At 41.1% G+C, this 16,179-nt stretch carries 17 protein-coding genes and 3 pseudogenes; 13 read left to right on the plus strand and 7 right to left on the minus strand.

Annotated elements, in window-relative coordinates:
• The first annotated feature begins 6 nt into the window (after window positions 1–6).
• From I8751_RS02815 to I8751_RS02825, 3 genes are all read left to right on the plus strand, one after another.
• Complete coding sequence (locus I8751_RS02815) at window positions 7–561, plus strand: DUF2231 domain-containing protein (protein WP_214437640.1); 555 nt, start codon at window positions 7–9, stop codon at window positions 559–561.
• Window positions 562–701: 140 nt separating this feature from the next.
• Entirely contained in the window at window positions 702–1,112 is a 411-nt protein-coding gene (locus tag I8751_RS02820) for a ribosomal maturation YjgA family protein (RefSeq protein WP_214437641.1), read from the plus strand.
• Window positions 1,096–1,323: a DUF167 domain-containing protein gene (locus tag I8751_RS02825; protein WP_214437642.1), complete on the plus strand. Its 228-nt coding sequence runs from the start codon at window positions 1,096–1,098 to the stop codon at window positions 1,321–1,323. The genes I8751_RS02820 and I8751_RS02825 overlap by 17 nt, the downstream gene beginning before the upstream one ends.
• Window positions 1,324–1,424: 101 nt before the next feature.
• Here I8751_RS02825 and I8751_RS02830 read toward each other — a convergent pair whose 3' ends face one another.
• Window positions 1,425–2,039: a glutathione S-transferase family protein gene (locus tag I8751_RS02830; RefSeq protein ID WP_214437643.1), complete on the minus strand. Its 615-nt coding sequence runs from the start codon at window positions 2,037–2,039 to the stop codon at window positions 1,425–1,427.
• A gap of 203 nt (window positions 2,040–2,242) precedes the next feature.
• Here I8751_RS02830 and I8751_RS02835 point away from each other — a divergent pair, with 203 nt between their 5' ends.
• The 4 genes from I8751_RS02835 (at window position 2,243) to I8751_RS02850 (ending at window position 4,977) form a co-directional block, all read left to right on the plus strand.
• Window positions 2,243–2,944 (plus strand): SOS response-associated peptidase, encoded by a 702-nt coding sequence (locus I8751_RS02835; protein WP_214437644.1) that lies wholly within the window; start codon window positions 2,243–2,245, stop codon window positions 2,942–2,944.
• Between the two features lie 140 nt (window positions 2,945–3,084).
• Window positions 3,085–3,606, plus strand: a complete 522-nt coding sequence (locus tag I8751_RS02840; RefSeq protein WP_214437645.1) for a photosystem I assembly protein Ycf3 — start codon at window positions 3,085–3,087, stop codon at window positions 3,604–3,606.
• A gap of 70 nt (window positions 3,607–3,676) precedes the next feature.
• Window positions 3,677–3,967, plus strand: coding sequence for an Asp-tRNA(Asn)/Glu-tRNA(Gln) amidotransferase subunit GatC (gene gatC / locus I8751_RS02845; protein ID WP_214437646.1), 291 nt, complete (start codon window positions 3,677–3,679; stop codon window positions 3,965–3,967).
• Between the two features lie 41 nt (window positions 3,968–4,008).
• Window positions 4,009–4,977 (plus strand): glutathione S-transferase family protein, encoded by a 969-nt coding sequence (locus I8751_RS02850; RefSeq protein WP_214437647.1) that lies wholly within the window; start codon window positions 4,009–4,011, stop codon window positions 4,975–4,977.
• 202 nt (window positions 4,978–5,179) lie between these two features.
• Here I8751_RS02850 and aroA read toward each other — a convergent pair whose 3' ends face one another.
• Window positions 5,180–6,529 (minus strand): 3-phosphoshikimate 1-carboxyvinyltransferase, encoded by a 1,350-nt coding sequence (gene aroA, locus I8751_RS02855; protein WP_214437648.1) that lies wholly within the window; start codon window positions 6,527–6,529, stop codon window positions 5,180–5,182.
• Between the two features lie 451 nt (window positions 6,530–6,980).
• Here aroA and I8751_RS02860 point away from each other — a divergent pair, with 451 nt between their 5' ends.
• Window positions 6,981–7,493 (plus strand): hypothetical protein, encoded by a 513-nt coding sequence (locus I8751_RS02860; protein WP_214437649.1) that lies wholly within the window; start codon window positions 6,981–6,983, stop codon window positions 7,491–7,493.
• 138 nt (window positions 7,494–7,631) lie between these two features.
• On the opposite strand, the gene I8751_RS02865 is transcribed toward I8751_RS02860, so the two are convergent.
• Both I8751_RS02865 and I8751_RS02870 read right to left on the minus strand, forming a co-directional pair.
• Window positions 7,632–8,213 carry a thioredoxin family protein gene (locus tag I8751_RS02865; RefSeq protein WP_214437650.1) on the minus strand — a complete coding sequence of 194 codons (582 nt, stop codon included), beginning with the start codon at window positions 8,211–8,213 and terminating at the stop codon, window positions 7,632–7,634.
• Between the two features lie 130 nt (window positions 8,214–8,343).
• Window positions 8,344–8,559 (minus strand): chlorophyll a/b-binding protein, encoded by a 216-nt coding sequence (locus I8751_RS02870; RefSeq protein ID WP_214437651.1) that lies wholly within the window; start codon window positions 8,557–8,559, stop codon window positions 8,344–8,346.
• 137 nt (window positions 8,560–8,696) lie between these two features.
• Here I8751_RS02870 and I8751_RS30175 point away from each other — a divergent pair.
• The 3 pseudogenes from I8751_RS30175 to thyX all read left to right on the plus strand — a co-directional run.
• Window positions 8,697–8,984 (plus strand): annotated as a pseudogene (locus I8751_RS30175) (FAD-dependent thymidylate synthase); the annotation flags it as partial.
• Window positions 8,985–9,005: 21 nt separating this feature from the next.
• Window positions 9,006–9,632: pseudogene (locus I8751_RS30180) on the plus strand (hypothetical protein); the annotation flags it as partial.
• Between the two features lie 3 nt (window positions 9,633–9,635).
• Window positions 9,636–10,070: pseudogene (gene thyX, locus I8751_RS30185) on the plus strand (FAD-dependent thymidylate synthase); the annotation flags it as partial.
• Between the two features lie 97 nt (window positions 10,071–10,167).
• On the opposite strand, the gene I8751_RS02880 reads toward thyX, so the two are convergent.
• Entirely contained in the window at window positions 10,168–11,256 is a 1,089-nt protein-coding gene (locus I8751_RS02880; protein ID WP_214437653.1) for an NF038130 family PEP-CTERM protein, read from the minus strand.
• Window positions 11,257–11,938: 682 nt separating this feature from the next.
• On the opposite strand from I8751_RS02880, the gene I8751_RS02885 reads away from it, so the two are divergent.
• Both I8751_RS02885 and I8751_RS02890 read left to right on the plus strand, forming a co-directional pair.
• Window positions 11,939–12,094 carry a DUF2256 domain-containing protein gene (locus I8751_RS02885; protein WP_214437654.1) on the plus strand — a complete coding sequence of 52 codons (156 nt, stop codon included), beginning with the start codon at window positions 11,939–11,941 and terminating at the stop codon, window positions 12,092–12,094.
• A gap of 91 nt (window positions 12,095–12,185) precedes the next feature.
• Window positions 12,186–13,142: an isoaspartyl peptidase/L-asparaginase gene (locus I8751_RS02890; protein WP_214437655.1), complete on the plus strand. Its 957-nt coding sequence runs from the start codon at window positions 12,186–12,188 to the stop codon at window positions 13,140–13,142.
• A 114-nt stretch (window positions 13,143–13,256) separates the two neighbouring features.
• On the opposite strand, the gene glmU is transcribed toward I8751_RS02890, so the two are convergent.
• Both glmU and I8751_RS02900 read right to left on the minus strand, forming a co-directional pair.
• Window positions 13,257–14,624 (minus strand): bifunctional UDP-N-acetylglucosamine diphosphorylase/glucosamine-1-phosphate N-acetyltransferase GlmU, encoded by a 1,368-nt coding sequence (gene glmU / locus I8751_RS02895; protein WP_214437656.1) that lies wholly within the window; start codon window positions 14,622–14,624, stop codon window positions 13,257–13,259.
• A 127-nt stretch (window positions 14,625–14,751) separates the two neighbouring features.
• Window positions 14,752–15,984, minus strand: a complete 1,233-nt coding sequence (locus tag I8751_RS02900) for an HD domain-containing phosphohydrolase (protein WP_214437657.1) — start codon at window positions 15,982–15,984, stop codon at window positions 14,752–14,754.
• Between the last annotated feature and the right edge of the window lie 195 nt (window positions 15,985–16,179).

Below are 16,179 nucleotides of genomic sequence, written 5' to 3' on the forward strand. Positions count from 1 at the left end.
TAAATAATGGAAACTACAGATACACAAACAACTTCGGCTTCTTCCCCTTTCCCAAATATTCCACCAATTATTGAAAGTAACGACAGTGAGTATCGTGATACTGGTGTACCTAGTACAGTTGCGATCGCCGGACATCCTCTACACCCCCTGAGTGTCATTTTTCCCATAGCCTTTTTAGCCGCAGCCTTAGGAAGTGACTTCGGCTATTGGTTAACTCGTGATTTTTTCTGGGCTAGGGCTTCTTTATGGTTAATCGGGCTGGGATTAGCTGGAGGTGTGATAGCAGCAGCGATCGGCCTAAGTGATTTTGTGAAAATTGAACGAGTTCGCAAGCGTAGTGCTGGTTGGGCGCATTTAATTCTTAATGTTTCTCTACTCGTTTTAACACTCGTCAACTTTCTTCTTCGTATAGGCGACGCTGAAGCACGTATCCTACCTTGGGGATTAGCAATTTCGCTGATTGTTGGTACACTAACTAGCCTTTCCGGTTGGTTCGGCGCTGAACTCTCTTATCGCCACAAAATTGGTGTGGTGGGTGCTGGTAGCAGACGATATCCATAATTCGTAATTCGTAATTCGTAATTCGTAATTAAGATCTTAGTAGAGACGGCGATTTATCGCGTCTCGTCAACTAGATTACGAATTATTGAGAGAGGTCAGTGCAGAGATTAAAATTTTCCTTAGTCTCAAGCCTGACAATAATGCTCTCAAACCGTAAGCAAGGAATATTTATTATCCTGTCTCTACTAATCGTTGTAGTGATGGGTTTTTTCTTTAAGTACTACACTGGTCTTGCCCATCAATGGTTCAATAATTACGGAGCAGCTATATTTTACGAAATATTTTGGTGCTTATTCGCGTTTTGGTTTTTTAGGAGCCGAATAGCTGTAAAGCAAATTCCTATATGGGTTTTTTTCATAACCTTTATCCTAGAATTTTTGCAACTTTGGCATCCACCATTATTGCAAGAAATTCGCGTTACATTTATAGGTAAATGGTTGCTGGGTACTACCTTTGCTTGGTGGGATTTTCCTCATTATTTATTGGGTTGTATTTTAGGTTGGTTGTGGCTGCGACAGTTACAGAAAATAGGTCATGCAAAAAAAAGTTAAAGTTAAACCTAACTCAAAACAGCAAAAGATTGCAGAACAACCTGATGGTAGCCTGATTGTACATTTAAAATCTCCACCAGTAGATGGTAAAGCGAATGAAGAGTTAATTAAACTACTATCTGAAAAATTTGATATGCCCAAATCTCATATCAGGATTAAGTTAGGTTTATCCTCTCGGCAAAAGTTGATTGAAATTGATACAGATATTTAACTATGGGAGTCTGAATTCAGGAGTTAGGAGTTTGCTATATTCTACCTCTTAAATAAATAAGTACCCCTCTCCCGATTCATGCAAGCTAAATACATCTCAGCTTATTTGTCTTGTGTAATACTTATATAACTAGGTTGAGCTTTGACTCGTTCTATCCAAGCTTGAATAGCAGGAAATTTCGCCAAATCAAACCCACCTTCATCAGCAACGTGAGTATAAGCAAATAAGGCAATATCGGCGATAGTATACCGTTCATCAACAAAGAAGGTACGAGAGATTAAATGGTTTTCCATCACTTTTAGGGCTGCGTAGCCTGGTTCACGCTTTTGCTCTATTGCTACATGATACTCCTTAGCTTTACCTAAAATAGAAGTCAAAAATCGTGATGTAGCAATAAAAGGTTCATGACTATATTGTTCAAAAAACAACCATTGAAACACTTGCGCTCTTAAAAAGCGATCGTAAGGTAAAAATTCTGTGTATTCACTCAAATACACTAATATAGCATTTGATTCTGCCAAGTACTTGCCAGATGCAACTTCTAAAACTGGGATTTTACCGTTGGGATTTTTACTTAAAAATTCCGGTGTTCGAGTCTCTCCCTTCAAGATGTTAATCTCTATCCTTTCAAAGGGCATACCCATTTGTGTCAATAAAAGACGTATCTTATAACCATTACCAGAGGGTAAAAAATCGTACAATCGCAGCGTTTCCATGCTCACAAGATGTTGAAGAAGGTATTGAATATTGAGGGTCTAAAATACAATATCTTACAAAACTATTCTTTAATAACAGGATATTTTTATTTATTTTATGTATCTACCTAAAAGATAGAATTATCTGAGAAAATAATAAATAATAGTATTATTTATCTCTGTATTTAAAGGTTTATTTTTATTCAGTAGGCGGAAATAAATGTATGTGTGGAAGATTTACTTTAAACCAGTCAGCAGCAGCTTTAGCCCAAGTTTTCCATGTAGAGCAAATCCCAGATTTGGCGGCTCAATATAACATTGCACCTACGCAAGCTGTGGCAACAGTGCTACATAATCCTGAAAAAGATCAGCGTGAATTTCAACAGTTGCGTTGGGGATTAATTCCTTCATGGGCAAAAGATCCAAGCATAGGGGCAAAGCTAATCAACGCTAGAGCCGAAACTGTTGCCGAAAAGCCTGCTTTTCGTTCGGCTTTCAAACGCCGACGCTGTTTAGTCTTAGCTGATGGTTTTTATGAGTGGCAACGGCAAAAAAGCAAGAAACAGCCATTTTATTTTCGATTACAAGATGGACAGCCCTTTGGCTTTGCAGGATTGTGGGAAAAATGGGAAACGCCTGAACAAGAAGAAATAACTTCTTGTACAATTTTGACAACGACAGCCAATGAACTACTGCAACCAGTCCACGATCGCATGCCAGTGATTATTGCTCCAAAAGATTACGATTTGTGGCTAGACCCGCAAGTACAAACACCTGAAACACTACAGCAGCTATTGCAGCCCTATCCAGAAACAGCAATGACTGGATACCCAGTCAGCACCTTAGTTAATAAATCTCAACACAACAGTCCAGAATGTATCATGCCCCTCAGCGAGAAGAATGACCCTTCAAATCAGTTAAATTAGCTATTGAGTGTAGAAATTAGAGATTAGGGACTAGGGGTTAGGGGCTAGGGACTAGGGAAACAGAGAAAATAACAATGCCCCATCCCCAATGCCCCATGCCCAATACCCAACGCTCCATCCCCAATCAATAAGAGACAAATATGCCAAGAACGCAGAAAAACGATAACTTTGTTGATAAATCTTTTACAGTGATGGCGGATCTGATCCTAAAGCTCCTGCCAGCTAACAAAAAAGCTAAAGAAGCATTTGTTTATTACCGAGATGGCATGTCAGCTCAGGCAGAAGGGGAATATGCCGAAGCACTAGATAATTACGAAGAAGCCCTAACACTAGAAGAAGACCCGAACGATCGCGGTTATATTCTCTACAATATGGGGCTAATCTACGCCAGTAACGGCGATCATAGAAAAGCTCTAGAACTGTATCATGAAGCAATTGAGTTAAATCCACGTTTGCCTCAAGCTTTGAACAATATCGCCGTAATTTACCATTACCAAGGCGAAAAAGCCAAAGAAGAAGGGGATAACGACGCTGGCGAAGCACTGTTTGACCAAGCAGCCGACTATTGGATTAGAGCTATTCGCATGGCTCCCAATAACTACATCGAAGCCCAAAACTGGCTAAAGACCACCGGGCGATCGCAAGTTGACATATTCTTTTAGTCAAGAGTCATTAGTCATTAGCTATTGGCTAATGACTCTGGAATGTTAACCATTAACTCTTGATTTAACCATGATTGATCGTGAGCAAGTTCGTAAAGTAGCCCTTCTCGCTCGTTTAGAATTAACATCACAAGAAGAAGAGCAATTCACCACTCAGCTAGGAAGTATTTTAGATTATATCGAACAGCTGAATGAACTAGATGTTAGTGAGGTAGCTCCCACAACGCGGGCAATTGATGTCAGCAATGTGACACGAGAGGATGAATTGCAACCCTATTCTGACCGTGAAGCCATCCTCAACAGTGCGCCTGAACAAGAAGGTGAGTTTTTCAAAGTACCAAAAATTCTCAATGCTGATTAGTCAATAATCTCAATTGGTTGACTGTTACTCAGGAGATAAATATGGGTTTGGGAATCCTCAAAGATGGTAAATGGATATCAAAACGGGATCAAGAAGATTCCCAAGGTAGATTTGTTCGTCCATCAACTACTTTCCGCGATCAAATTACAGCCGATGGCTCTAGTGGGTTTAAAGCCGAACCAGGACGTTATCATTTGTATATTTCTTGGGCTTGTCCTTGGGCGTGTCGTACTGCAATTATGCGCCAGTTAAAAGGACTAGAAAATGCCATTGGCTTATCAGTAGTTGCAGCAGAAATTGATCAAAATAGTTGGGAATTTAGCGATGAGCCTGGGAGCATTCCTGATACTGTTAACGGCACGCAATATCTCTGGCAAATTTATCTTAAAGCCGAACCTAACTACACAGGAAGAGTAACAGTCCCAGTTTTATGGGATAAACAAACCGGGACAATTGTCAATAATGAGTCCCGCGAAATTATCCGCATGTTGGATACAGAATTTAATGCCTTTGCTCAGAAAGATATTGATTTTTATCCAGTACCTCTGCAAAAAGTAATTGACGAAACAATTGATGCAATTTATCAACCCATTAATAATGGTGTGTATCGGGCTGGATTTGCTACTAGTCAATCAGCTTATGATGAGGCAGTAACAGAACTCTTTGCGGCTCTTGATTATTGGGAAAAAATATTAGCAACCCAGCGTTATATTTGTGGGGATCAAATTACTGAAGCTGATTGGTGTATGTTCACTACTTTGTTTCGTTTCGATGCTGTTTATTATGTGCATTTCAAATGTAATGTACACCGAATTGTAGAATATCCCAATTTATGGAATTATCTCAAAGACCTCTACCAATTTCCGGGAGTGAGAGAAACTTGTAATCTTGATCACATCAAACGGCATTATTATCGAAGTCATCCCCAGGTAAATCCCACACGCATTGTGCCGAAAGGGCCTGTGATTGATTTCGATGCACCTCATAACCGCGATCAAGTGTTTGAGTGATTAATATTGATCATCTCTTACCTCTGTGTTCTCAGCGCCTCTGTGGTTAAATAAAAGACTTGAACCGCAGAGGCACAGCGAAAAGTTGTCAGGAGGGTTTCCCTCCGTAACAAACTTTTCAAGACAGAGGACACAGAGAGAAAAATTTATATAGAAAATCACTCTTTCCAGAGTAAATTACCCTTTTCAATGCTCAAAAACTTCAGCTACAAACTTGTTGTAGGGTAGCCGTGAAGTTGGGATAAGAAATTGCAGCTGCTTCTGCGCGGTGAATTGTGGTTATCCCCTTAGATACCAAAGCCGCGATCGCTAAGCTCATGGCAATGCGATGATCTGTATAGCTATCTACATCAGTACCCGCTAAAGGAGTACCGCCAGTAATTTCCATACCATCGGGTAACTCGGTGACTTGCGCTCCCATTTTATTGAGTTGTTGCGCCATCACAGTAATGCGATCGCTTTCTTTAACCCGTAACTCTTCAGCGTCGCGAATAATGGTTGTACCTTCAGCAAATACGGCCGCTACTGCCAAAATGGGAATTTCATCAATTAATCTAGGGATGATATCCCCCGCAATAGTGCAACTTTTTAAACGACTAGAACGCACCCTTAAATCGGCTACTGGTTCACCAGCAACTTCTCGCTGATTTTCCAGTTGGATATCTGCTCCCATTAACGCCAAAGCTTCCAATATGCCTGTGCGCGTAGGATTAACGCCAACATTTTCCACTACCAATTCCGAACCTGGGACGATCGCCCCAGCCACTAACCAAAAAGCAGCTGAACTGATATCCCCTGGTACAATTACTTTTTGTCCATACAATTGAGCAGGGCCAGTTACAATAACGCTGTTAGTTTCCGGCTCAATAGTGAGATTAGCACCAAAAGCGCGGAGCATTCGTTCGCTGTGGTCACGGGAAAGGGCGGGTTCTGTGACGATAGTTTGTCCCTCAGTCATTAAACCAGCAAGTAAGATGCAAGATTTAACTTGGGCCGAGGCGATAGGAGATAAGTAGTGCGTGGGCTTGAGGGCTTGTCCTTGAATTGCCAAGGGTGCTAAAGAATTACCCTTACGTCCCCAAATTTGGGCCCCCATTTGCAACAAAGGTTTAACTACACGCGACATAGGGCGCGATCTTAAAGAACCATCACCCGTGACAGTAAAAAAGCGTCCTGAATGAGATGCCAAAATCCCCAACATCAGTCGCAGTGTTGTACCAGAGTTACCAGCATTCAACACATCCACTGGTTCTTGCAGATTCCCCAGACCAATACCTTTAACCCTTACCAATTCCGTATTGAGTTCCGAAATTTCTGCACCCAAAGCTTGAAAACAGCTAGCAGTACTGCGGGGATCTTCCCCTAAGAGAAGACCTTGGATTTCAGTCTCACCTTGGGCTAAAGCACCCAACATCAAAGCACGATGGGAAATAGATTTATCCCCCGGTACTCGGATACGACCCTGTAAAGATAGCCCAACAGAAGGTTGTTGGATAATCAATTTATCAGAAAGGTCTTCTTGCGTTTCTACGGTAATAACAGAAGCCGACATTAGGATACACTGGCTTTTGAATACATTTAAAGTTTATCAGTAACTTAGTTGACTGCCACTGAAGACTTGCCATTTAATATCGTATCCCTTTTGACTCTCTAAAATTTAATCAAATCTACCAAAAGTTATTCTTTGAGCAGGTACTTAATTACTGTTTTGTCGTGCTGTAATAGTTTCCGTTCCTCGGCGCTATCACTTAATTTATTCACAAAAGTACAAGGACTCACAAGCTTTACTGATCTACTACATTTCTGTAGAAAAATTAAAGTATCGTTTTTAATATCTACATTAATATTTCACTTGTTTTCATTTTTATTTACCTAGCTTCCTCAATAAGGATATTCAGTTAATATTAAGCATGTTTTATTCTTTTAGTTACTTACCCTGACCTGCTAGAGATACTAAGTGTTGACTGCACCTTGTTCAATAGCTTTTAGCCCTTATCGCTCCCATGCTGACCCATCACCGCAAGCCCGTGTGCTTATCAGTTATTTCCACTGACCTGCCATTCTGGTCTGTTGTTGAAACTGCCGGGACACTGTATCAAAAAGATACTGACCGCTTCCATTTACTGTTGACTGCGCCACCTTTAATTACCTGCGAACTAACAAATTCTGTCAGTTCCGAAAATGCATTTCTCCCCAAAATAAGCGATGCTTACGCCCCAAGCAGCCCCAGAATTTTATGGCTAGAGATTTCTCCTTACAGGGTAATCATGACTATGCAAGGTAACGGTCAAGTCAGTTACCGTCACTTTTGGGAACAAGGCGTTTATGGCATTAGCCGTTATTGGTTGCCAACTGAATCATTACAACCTAATAATCCTATCCGCTTACGCAATTTTACAAAAACTCTAACCCTTAACGGAAACCACTTGCCAGAGCATTTGCGGGTAGAGTACGAATTGTGGGCAGAGAAAGTCCAATTAGGAAGCTACATCCTCAATCTGGAAATTCAGCACTGATTATCACATTTTTTACCTCCTCCCCTATAAAAATATATGACTGACAGGGGAGGATATTCCTGAAATTCATTATGCAAGATGTACAGCAAATAAGCATTCATTATAATGGTGCTTATTTTTTTATCGCCAAGATTTCAATTAACCGAAATAACTGGGTTGGTTCCCTGGCTTCCATTTGATATTGCAACCAACACTCGGCTTTTGTTCACCTTCGATAGGTTCACTTGCCAATACTGCTTCAATCGCTGCACGTAAATCTGCACCAGTTACAGGTTTACCATTACTAGGACGACTATCGTCTAATTGTCCGCGATAAACAAGTTTGCGATCGCTATCAAAGAGAAAAAAATCAGGAGTACAAGCTGCTGTGTAAGCTTTTGCTGTTTCTTGAGTTTCGTCGTAGCATAAGGGAAATTTAAACCCTAGTTCTGTTGCCATTGCCTTTAAAGATTCTGGCGCATCATCTGGGTAATTTTTCGCGTCATTGGTACTGATAGCAGCGATCGCCAAATCACTTGTAAAGTAATCTTCTCCTAACTGCGCCAATTCTTTTTGAATATGTTTCACAAATGGGCAATGCCGACAAATAAACATTACCAATAGTGCTTTTTTATCTGCAAAATTAGAAAGTGAAATTGTCTTCCCAGATATTACTTCTGGTAGATGAAAATTTGGTGCTTTTGTGCCTAAAGGCAACATTGTCGAAGCAGTTAAAGCCATAATTTACCCGATAACCTATCTTCAAAACGGCTTTTGCTATCAATACATTGCCAAAATAACATAAAAAACTACGCTCTTTTTCAGCGTAGTTTGGACATGGAGAAGAGAAGTTAATATTGCTTGTTCCTTCTTAAAGGCTTGTCAAAAGACCGAAGATGCCGTGTCCTGTCACTACCTCTAATACGATCAAAGAGACAAAACCAATCATTGCTAAACGACCATTGAGCAGTTCTGCATAGTTCGTGAACCCAGTGCGATCGCCTTGCTCGTCTACATATACCCTTGGCTCAATCGCAAAGTTGTTCAGCTTGCCTTGGTCATCAATGATGGAAGCATTTGTACGCATAAGATTTTCCCAGTTGTTTATCTTGTAACAAATTGTAACAACCATATTAAAATTTGTAAAGTTAATGAATCTGCCTAAAGAGATAAGATGATGAATCGGGTTCACAACCACGTTTAACAAATACGTACTTTTAGCCAATGCAGCGATTCCGAGTAGAGGTTATTGCCAAAACACCAAACCCGCAGCAGGTGATTTATGCTGCGATGCACCAAGACTATACCGACGGGTTCGTGTGTGACGAGCGTGACTCATGGCCTTCAGAGTCAGAATGCGGCGAAATTATTGTTAAGCGACTTTTAGCGGGTGAAAGAGGACATTATGGGCCCTTAGAGCATCCCCAGATTATTTTCAACTGTGGCTATTTTCCCCACAGTGTCATGCAGCAGGCGCGTACTCATCGCGTGGGCGTAAGTTTTGATGTTCAATGTCTGAGTGGAGACAGTGAGGTGACTTTTGTTAAGACTTCGGGAAGTTTAACAAAGATTAAAATTTCAGAACTTTACGATTTATGGACTAATGGACAAAAAGCAGTCCGCGAAAGAAAAATTCGAGGACGTAAGGGAGAAGAACCAGGAACGTATCGCAGAGATTGTAAAACCTGCCTGCGAAAAATGAAACTGCGTGTCCTGAATGAAGAAACGGGTATTTTTGAACTCGGCCATATTAAAGAGGTTTTTGCTCAAGGAATACAACCTGTTTACCGCTTGACTCTAGAAGATGGCAGGACATTAGACTGTACAGAAAATCATCGCCTGCTGACTAAGCGAGGTTGGCAGACTATGGGAGAAGCTTTAGAGTTAATAACAGACACTAAAAGAGAAATTATTACATATAATCCAGATTGTTATTTAATGACCAACGGAGTCATCGTTGGTGACGGAATTTATCTAGAATTTGCCCAAAATTTTGTTTCTATTGTTGCTCTTCCTCAAAAACCTAAACCCGCAGGACGAAAACTCAAAGCGCACCCCATGAAAGTTGTACAAGTGCGATATTTGGGGATGCAAAAAACTTACGATTTAGAAGTAGACGGAAAATGGCACAATTTTGTCGCTAATGGCGTAGTTGTTCATAATTCATTCCGTTATACAGGTAATCAATTTATTGATGTAGTAGAAGGAAAAAAAGACATAGAAGATGTTTTCTACTTGCGTCCCGTTGATTATTACACTGATAGACAAGGCAAAAAATACTACTATTCACCAGAACAACGAGCCGCAGATTTACAGTGGTGTCTTGAAGCTGCTAAGAAATACAAGGCTGATTTTGAGTTTGGGATGTCTGAAGAACACGCCAGAGGTAAAGTACCTTTTGATTACCGCCAACATTTTGTAGTAAGTTTCAATTTAAGGTCTTTCTTACATTTTTGCGATCTGAGAAATAAGAAAGATGCTCAGCTCGAAATTCAAAAATTGTGTGAATTGATGTGGCCGCATTTTGAAGATTGGGCCCCAGCGATCGCACGATGGTATGAAAAGCAGCGTCTCGGTAAAGCCAGGTTAGCGCCTTAGCCATTTGATAACACTTGCGTACAAATAAAAGTCGCTTGCAAAGTTTCCCTCCAAGCGACTTTCAATATCACCTAAGTTATGAAATAGATTTGTATTATTAGAAAGTTACAGTTTTCCGAGCTTTCCGCCTGAGAACAACTAGACTACCGACAGCCATCAAACCAACTAGTCCAGAAGGCTCAGGTACAGATGCAATTGTGTAAGTCTTATTCCAGGAGTAGATACCAGTGTGAGATGTGTTGTCAGTCGCCTTGTTGCGATCACCTGCGATCGCACCTGAATCTATGGCTGCAAAGCTAAAAGCATAGTCAACCTCGTTATTGAAAGTGACTTTGGCAATTTCACTTATTTGGAATGGTTTGTTTTGCAAGAATGCTGCTTTTGCTAAACTGTACACCATCAAATCCAATAACTGATTGCCTGTGGAGTTACGACTAAAGTTGGGCGAAAACCCCAGATAATTCGGGTTAGCTACAGTTTTGTTATTGACGACAATCGTTTTGCGAGTGTCTACATAGTTGCCAGTTACATTTAAGTGTCCAACTAAGTCAACTTTTAGATTCCCAGTTTCTTGATTGTATGTAACATCTCCAATATTTGGATCGCCCGCGGAGTTGAAACCGTTAGTGCTGAGATAGGTGACTAAAGAAGAAAAATTAGAATTAAAATTGTTGAGCAAACTGGAACCACCAGTGGTTGGGATGCTTGACATTACTCCACTGTAAGCATCACGAAAACCTGTTAACCATCCTGTTGCTAATGTTCCATTAGCCCAGTCCGCTTTAGTGACACTCTCTATCTTGATAGTTTTATCGTCTAGATTAGCGGTAAACCCAACATGGTCTGTAACTGCTTCACCTGATGTAAACAGTTCAACATTGGTTGCACTATCGTTATCTGTTAAAGCTGCGATCGCTTTATTGATATTGCCAGTATTGCTGTAATCGTTTAAAACGTGTCTTGGTACACCACCGATGCCAGTACTGTCATACACAGCAGAACCCGGAGCATAAGTCCAGGTATTAATATTGGGTTGATTGGCAGAGGTGTTAGCAACACCGTTAGTAGTGAATTGAATATTAGTAGGTCTGGTCAGATTGACAGCGAAAGCTGGAGCTGTGGCGATCGCACTCATGCTTGCTGCTACCGAAGTACCAATCAACAGTTTTTTGATATATCCTGTCATCTTTATTACTTGTGAATAAACTAACTATTTCATTAGCTACTTTAATTTTTGTCTACTCTAATTAGGTAAAGTTATGGTGAATTTATAGAAAGTTTTAGTTTAATAAAACCTCTTAAAATACTGACAGTATTTAGTAAATTTACGGTAATTAGCCATAACCTATTGAATAGTCATTTTGTTAAAATTAGGACTTATGCAATAACTTTATGAAACTCTTATTCCTCTGCGTCCTCTGTGGTAGCCTACGGCAAGTCCTTTGAGCGTCTACGATTTTCCGTTACCTATGCAGCTTTGACTATTCATGCTGTGCAAAAGTTTAAAATCAAAAGACTCAATATTATTAGCTTTCTCACCATTTTTAATGGTAGCTTTGGCTTTTACAGCAGGCTAGGCAGATGGAAAAAGATCTGCGGATTCCCGTTCATACACAAAATCTGAGTTGCCCATGATGTCGCTTGGAAAGTTAATGTAATGAAATCATCTCTCTACACCAAAGGTTTTGAAGATTACACTCTTCTAACAGACTAAAATCCTATTTTTTCGTATGGTAATCTAAAGAATAAGTCTAAAGGGAGATTGACAACACATTTATTCACTAAAAGTATCCTCCCTTCGTAGCAAACTGGTTATAATTGTCTTCCATCACTCTCAGCAATCAACTTCTAATCTGCAACGTATTTATATGGGACGCGCCCGTTCTAAATCTGACTTGCCAACAAAAATCTGTCCGGTATGTCAACGTCCTTTCACTTGGCGTAAGAAATGGCAAGATTGCTGGGACGAAGTAAAATACTGCTCAGAACGTTGCCGTCGTCGCCGTTCTGAAGCCGAAACTTAACCGAGACGGGATACGGGAGATTAAAAATTGCCTAATTTATCAGCCTTATTGATACTAACCGCAACTGAGACGCAAATAGCGCAAAGGATAAATGAAGTTACAGGTGCAACCTAAATTAATTATTCATGGAGGAGCAGGTAGTTCTCTCCACGGCAAAGGAGGATTGGAGGCGGTGCGCCGATCGCTCTATACAGTAGTAGAAGAAATCTATGCTCTTTTATTGTCAGGAGCAACTGCCTCTGTAGCAGTGGTGCAGGGGTGTCAGATGTTAGAAGATGACCCCCGCTTTAATGCTGGTACTGGTTCAGTGTTGCAATCTGATGGTCAAATTCGCATGAGTGCTTCCTTGATGGATGGGGCATCAGGGCGTTTCAGTGGCGTAATTAATGTGTCACGGGTCAAAAATCCCATTGAGTTGGTGCAATTTTTACAAAATTCGCCTGATCGCGTACTGTCAGATTATGGCGCAGCTGAACTAGCACGAGAATTACAAGTTCCCAGCTACAACGCTTTAACCGAGTTGCGGTTACAAGAATGGATGCAAGAGCGTCACGATAATTTTAAAAGCACAATGGCTGGCGTGGTGGCAGAACCCGAATTAGTAGAAAGTAATAATGCTGGACGCGGCACTATCGGCGTAGTAGCTTTAGATGCCTACGGGAGGTTAGCTACTGGTACTTCTACTGGCGGTAAAGGCTTTGAGCGTATTGGACGTGTGAGCGATTCAGCAATGCCAGCAGGTAATTATGCTAACAGCCAAGCGGCCGTTAGCTGTACTGGAATTGGGGAAGATATTATCGATGAGTGTCTAGCACCACGGATTGTGGTACGCGTTACCGATGGCATGTCTCTCAAAGATGCCATGCAGCGCTCATTTGCCGAAGCACATAAAAATCAGCGAGATTTCGGAGCGATCGCCTTAGATGCCAAGGGAGCGATCGCTTGGGGTAAAACCAGCGAAATCTTACTCGCTGCTTATCACGACGGCGAAAAACTTGGCGATACATTAGAGTTGCCAATTGAAACACAGATTGGCTGTCTTGAATAACCAAAAACAGGGCGTGATATTGAAAAAAGAATGCGACAGATGCAAAGTTGGCAACCCAGATTGCATCTGAATTTTTTAATTACGAATTACGAATTACGAATTACGAATTACGAATTACGAATTAGTATCACTTTCCTGCTTCTTACGCCAACCGGGTTTCACTACCTGACGCGCACGGGCAACTACCAACGAGTCATTAGGGACATCTTCTGTAACAGTGGAGCCAGCTGCTATGTAAACATCATCTCCCAAAGTTACTGGAGCTACCAAAACACTATTGGAACCAGTTTTAGTGCGATCGCCGATTTTAGTAGGATGTTTATTTACACCGTCATAGTTGGCAGTAATTGTACCTGCACCAATATTGACCTGATTGCCTGTGGTGGTATCGCCTAAATACGATAAATGTGCCACGTTAGTGCGATCGCCTAAGTGAGTATTTTTCAATTCTACAAAGTTACCCACGCGGCATTTAGCCCCTACTTGTGCTTGACCGCGTAAATGAGCATAGGGGCCAATTCGGCTCCCCGCTTGCACAATACTATCCGTTACTACAGAATACTCTACTGTAACATTTTCACCTAACTGACTATTTTCGATTAAAGCCCCAGGCCCAATGCGGCTCCCTGTTTGAATTGTAGTGTTTCCTCGCAGGTGAGTTTGGGGTTCAATAATCACATCTTTTTCTAGCTTTACAGTGTCATCAATCGTAATGCTACTAGGGTCTATTAAAGTGACACCAGCCACCATCCATTTTTCCTTAACTCGCTGCTGTAAAATCTCGTAGGCTGCTGCCAATTGTAGGCGATCGTTGATACCCAAAATTTCTTGATCATCTTCTACATCCACTGCCGTCACTTTGCCGACTTGAGTGACAGCATCCGTCAGGTAATATTCTTTTTGGGCATTGTTTGCCTCTAAGTAAGGTAATATCTTTGCTAAATCCTGCCAACGAAAGCAGTAAATCCCAGCGTTAATGCGATGATTTTGTCTTTGAGCAGTAGTACAATCTTTTTCTTCCACAATTTGTTGCACAATATTTTCACTGTTACAAAAAACCCGCCCATAGCCTTTGGGTTCGCTTAGGTGCGCGGTGAGAATAGTGGCAGCATTGTGGTTTTCTTGGTGAGTTTGTAATAACTGTTGTAGGGTTTGGGTGCGTAACAACGGTACATCACCATTGAGTACCAGCAAATCTCCTGTGTAACCTTCAAGGTGGGGAAGTAATTGCTGGATGGCATGACCTGTTCCCAGTTGTACAGTCTGTTCTACAAACTCTAAATTAGGGATTGACTGCATGGCTGTTTTCACTTCTTGGGCCTGATAACCCACAATTACCATCCGTCGTGAAGGCGAAAGCGGTTCTACACTTTCAAGAACTCTTTCTACTAGCGATCGCCCACCCAATGAATGTAACACTTTCGGTAAGTGTGATTTCATCCGTGTGCCGCGTCCCGCTGCTAGAATTGCTACAACTACCATAATTAGCCATTAGCTGTCAGTGAACTGCGCTTTCGCGCTTGGTACTTTAAGATTTAGGCTCAAATCATACCAGCTGATGAAGTGCAAAGGATGAAGTATGAAATAGAAAAGTATAGTTCTTTATTCTTCAGCCTTTATCCTGGGAAAACTGAATAAAATCTACAAACTGCTGCATTAGTTGGGGATTGCGCCAACCTAAATTAGTTTCTTCTAGCATTACAGATAATGCTTCTTTTGTGTTGAAAGCTCTTTTATAAGGTCGTTCGCTTGTTAAGGCATCATAAATATCAATCATCTGAAATACTTGTGCTAAGTAGGGTATATCTTCTGCCTTGAGTCCATCGGGGTAGCCTGAACCATCCCAGCGCTCGTGGTGATGGCGGATGATGGGCACTACACCCCGCATACTACGTAACGGCTGACAGATTTTTTCCCCTATGACAACATGCTGCCTCATAATTTCCCAATCTTGGGAGGTAAGTTTACCTTTTTTCAGAAGTACATCGTCAGGAATGCCCACTTTGCCGATATCGTGAAGATAACCGCCCCACATCAAATCTCGAATCTGGTGGCGTGATAAATTGAGGTATTCACCAAAAGCTTGCCCTAGTTGTACCAGTCGTTCACAGTGATCACCAGTATTGGGATCACGACTTTCGATGGCTCTAGCAACGGAAAACAGTACTTGTTCTGTATGATCTAAATCTTCATTCAAACGCTTTTGCCGCACCAAAGATTTAACACGCGCGGCAAGTTCTACACGGTCAAAAGGTTTGGTGAGAAAATCATCTGCTCCAACTTCAATTCCCCGAATTCGCGATCGCCTGTCATTTAAAGCTGTAATAAATATTACCGGAATTAGTCTAGTATGATTATCTTGCTTGAGCAACTGGCACACTTCAAAACCATCCATTCCCGGCATCATCACATCCAGCAAAATTAGATCCGGTTGTTTTTGTCTAACTAGTTCAACTGCTGTTGCACCACAATCGGCCTCAATAACTTCGTATCCTTCCATAGACAAGAGGGCGACGGCAGTCATCCGACTGGCAGTATGATCATCAACCACTAAAACCTTCGGTAGTTCTAAATCAGAGCCGTTCACTGTAGAACCTTTGGCTTGGAGAATTCTAGAGCTTAATGAATCGTAACCAGAATTAATCTCAGGTTTTATCCAAGAAGACTCTGACTGTTTCTGTTCAACTAAAAAGTCTTCTTTAGGTAAACCCAAGGAATAAGCGTCTAAATTTTGCCATCCTAAGCCGTTATTGGAACTCAGACTATTGACTGCGCTTAGGTGGTTTGACTCACTAATATTTTGTTCAGTAGAGTCTGTACTCTTGGAACTCCATGGAATCACAAAGGCACCCCAATCTTTTAGAGAAGTTAACAGTGTTTGACTGCAAAAATAAGTTTAGTGTTTGACCATATTTTCGTTTGGCATGACTGCAAGCTTTATGAGCTACATAAGGCTGCTTACTTAAATAAGTAACATCATAATTTTTTGTGTTTTACGAGAATACTGAGTATATTACTACAATAATTTTGCTGCTAA

The organism is Atlanticothrix silvestris CENA357 (genome assembly GCF_016056295.1).
Lineage (GTDB): Bacteria > Cyanobacteriota > Cyanobacteriia > Cyanobacteriales > Nostocaceae > Atlanticothrix > Atlanticothrix silvestris.

Bases quoted from the DNA above. Each gene is read 5' to 3' on its own strand.
- I8751_RS02850 (WP_214437647.1), top strand. From the start codon at position 4,009: ATGGGTTTGGGAATCCTCAAAGATGGTAAATGGATATCAAAACGGGAT.
- aroA (WP_214437648.1), bottom strand. From the start codon at position 6,529: ATGTCGGCTTCTGTTATTACCGTAGAAACGCAAGAAGACCTTTCTGAT.
- I8751_RS02880 (WP_214437653.1), bottom strand. From the start codon at position 11,256: ATGACAGGATATATCAAAAAACTGTTGATTGGTACTTCGGTAGCAGCA.
- I8751_RS02835 (WP_214437644.1), top strand. From the start codon at position 2,243: ATGTGTGGAAGATTTACTTTAAACCAGTCAGCAGCAGCTTTAGCCCAA.
- I8751_RS02825 (WP_214437642.1), top strand. From the start codon at position 1,096: ATGCAAAAAAAAGTTAAAGTTAAACCTAACTCAAAACAGCAAAAGATT.
- I8751_RS02870 (WP_214437651.1), bottom strand. From the start codon at position 8,559: ATGCGTACAAATGCTTCCATCATTGATGACCAAGGCAAGCTGAACAAC.
- glmU (WP_214437656.1), bottom strand. From the start codon at position 14,624: ATGGTAGTTGTAGCAATTCTAGCAGCGGGACGCGGCACACGGATGAAA.
- gatC (WP_214437646.1), top strand. From the start codon at position 3,677: ATGATTGATCGTGAGCAAGTTCGTAAAGTAGCCCTTCTCGCTCGTTTA.
- I8751_RS02890 (WP_214437655.1), top strand. From the start codon at position 12,186: ATGAAGTTACAGGTGCAACCTAAATTAATTATTCATGGAGGAGCAGGT.
- I8751_RS02885 (WP_214437654.1), top strand. From the start codon at position 11,939: ATGGGACGCGCCCGTTCTAAATCTGACTTGCCAACAAAAATCTGTCCG.
- I8751_RS02865 (WP_214437650.1), bottom strand. From the start codon at position 8,213: ATGGCTTTAACTGCTTCGACAATGTTGCCTTTAGGCACAAAAGCACCA.
- I8751_RS02840 (WP_214437645.1), top strand. From the start codon at position 3,085: ATGCCAAGAACGCAGAAAAACGATAACTTTGTTGATAAATCTTTTACA.
- I8751_RS02815 (WP_214437640.1), top strand. From the start codon at position 7: ATGGAAACTACAGATACACAAACAACTTCGGCTTCTTCCCCTTTCCCA.
- I8751_RS02820 (WP_214437641.1), top strand. From the start codon at position 702: ATGCTCTCAAACCGTAAGCAAGGAATATTTATTATCCTGTCTCTACTA.
- I8751_RS02860 (WP_214437649.1), top strand. From the start codon at position 6,981: ATGCTGACCCATCACCGCAAGCCCGTGTGCTTATCAGTTATTTCCACT.
- I8751_RS02830 (WP_214437643.1), bottom strand. From the start codon at position 2,039: ATGGAAACGCTGCGATTGTACGATTTTTTACCCTCTGGTAATGGTTAT.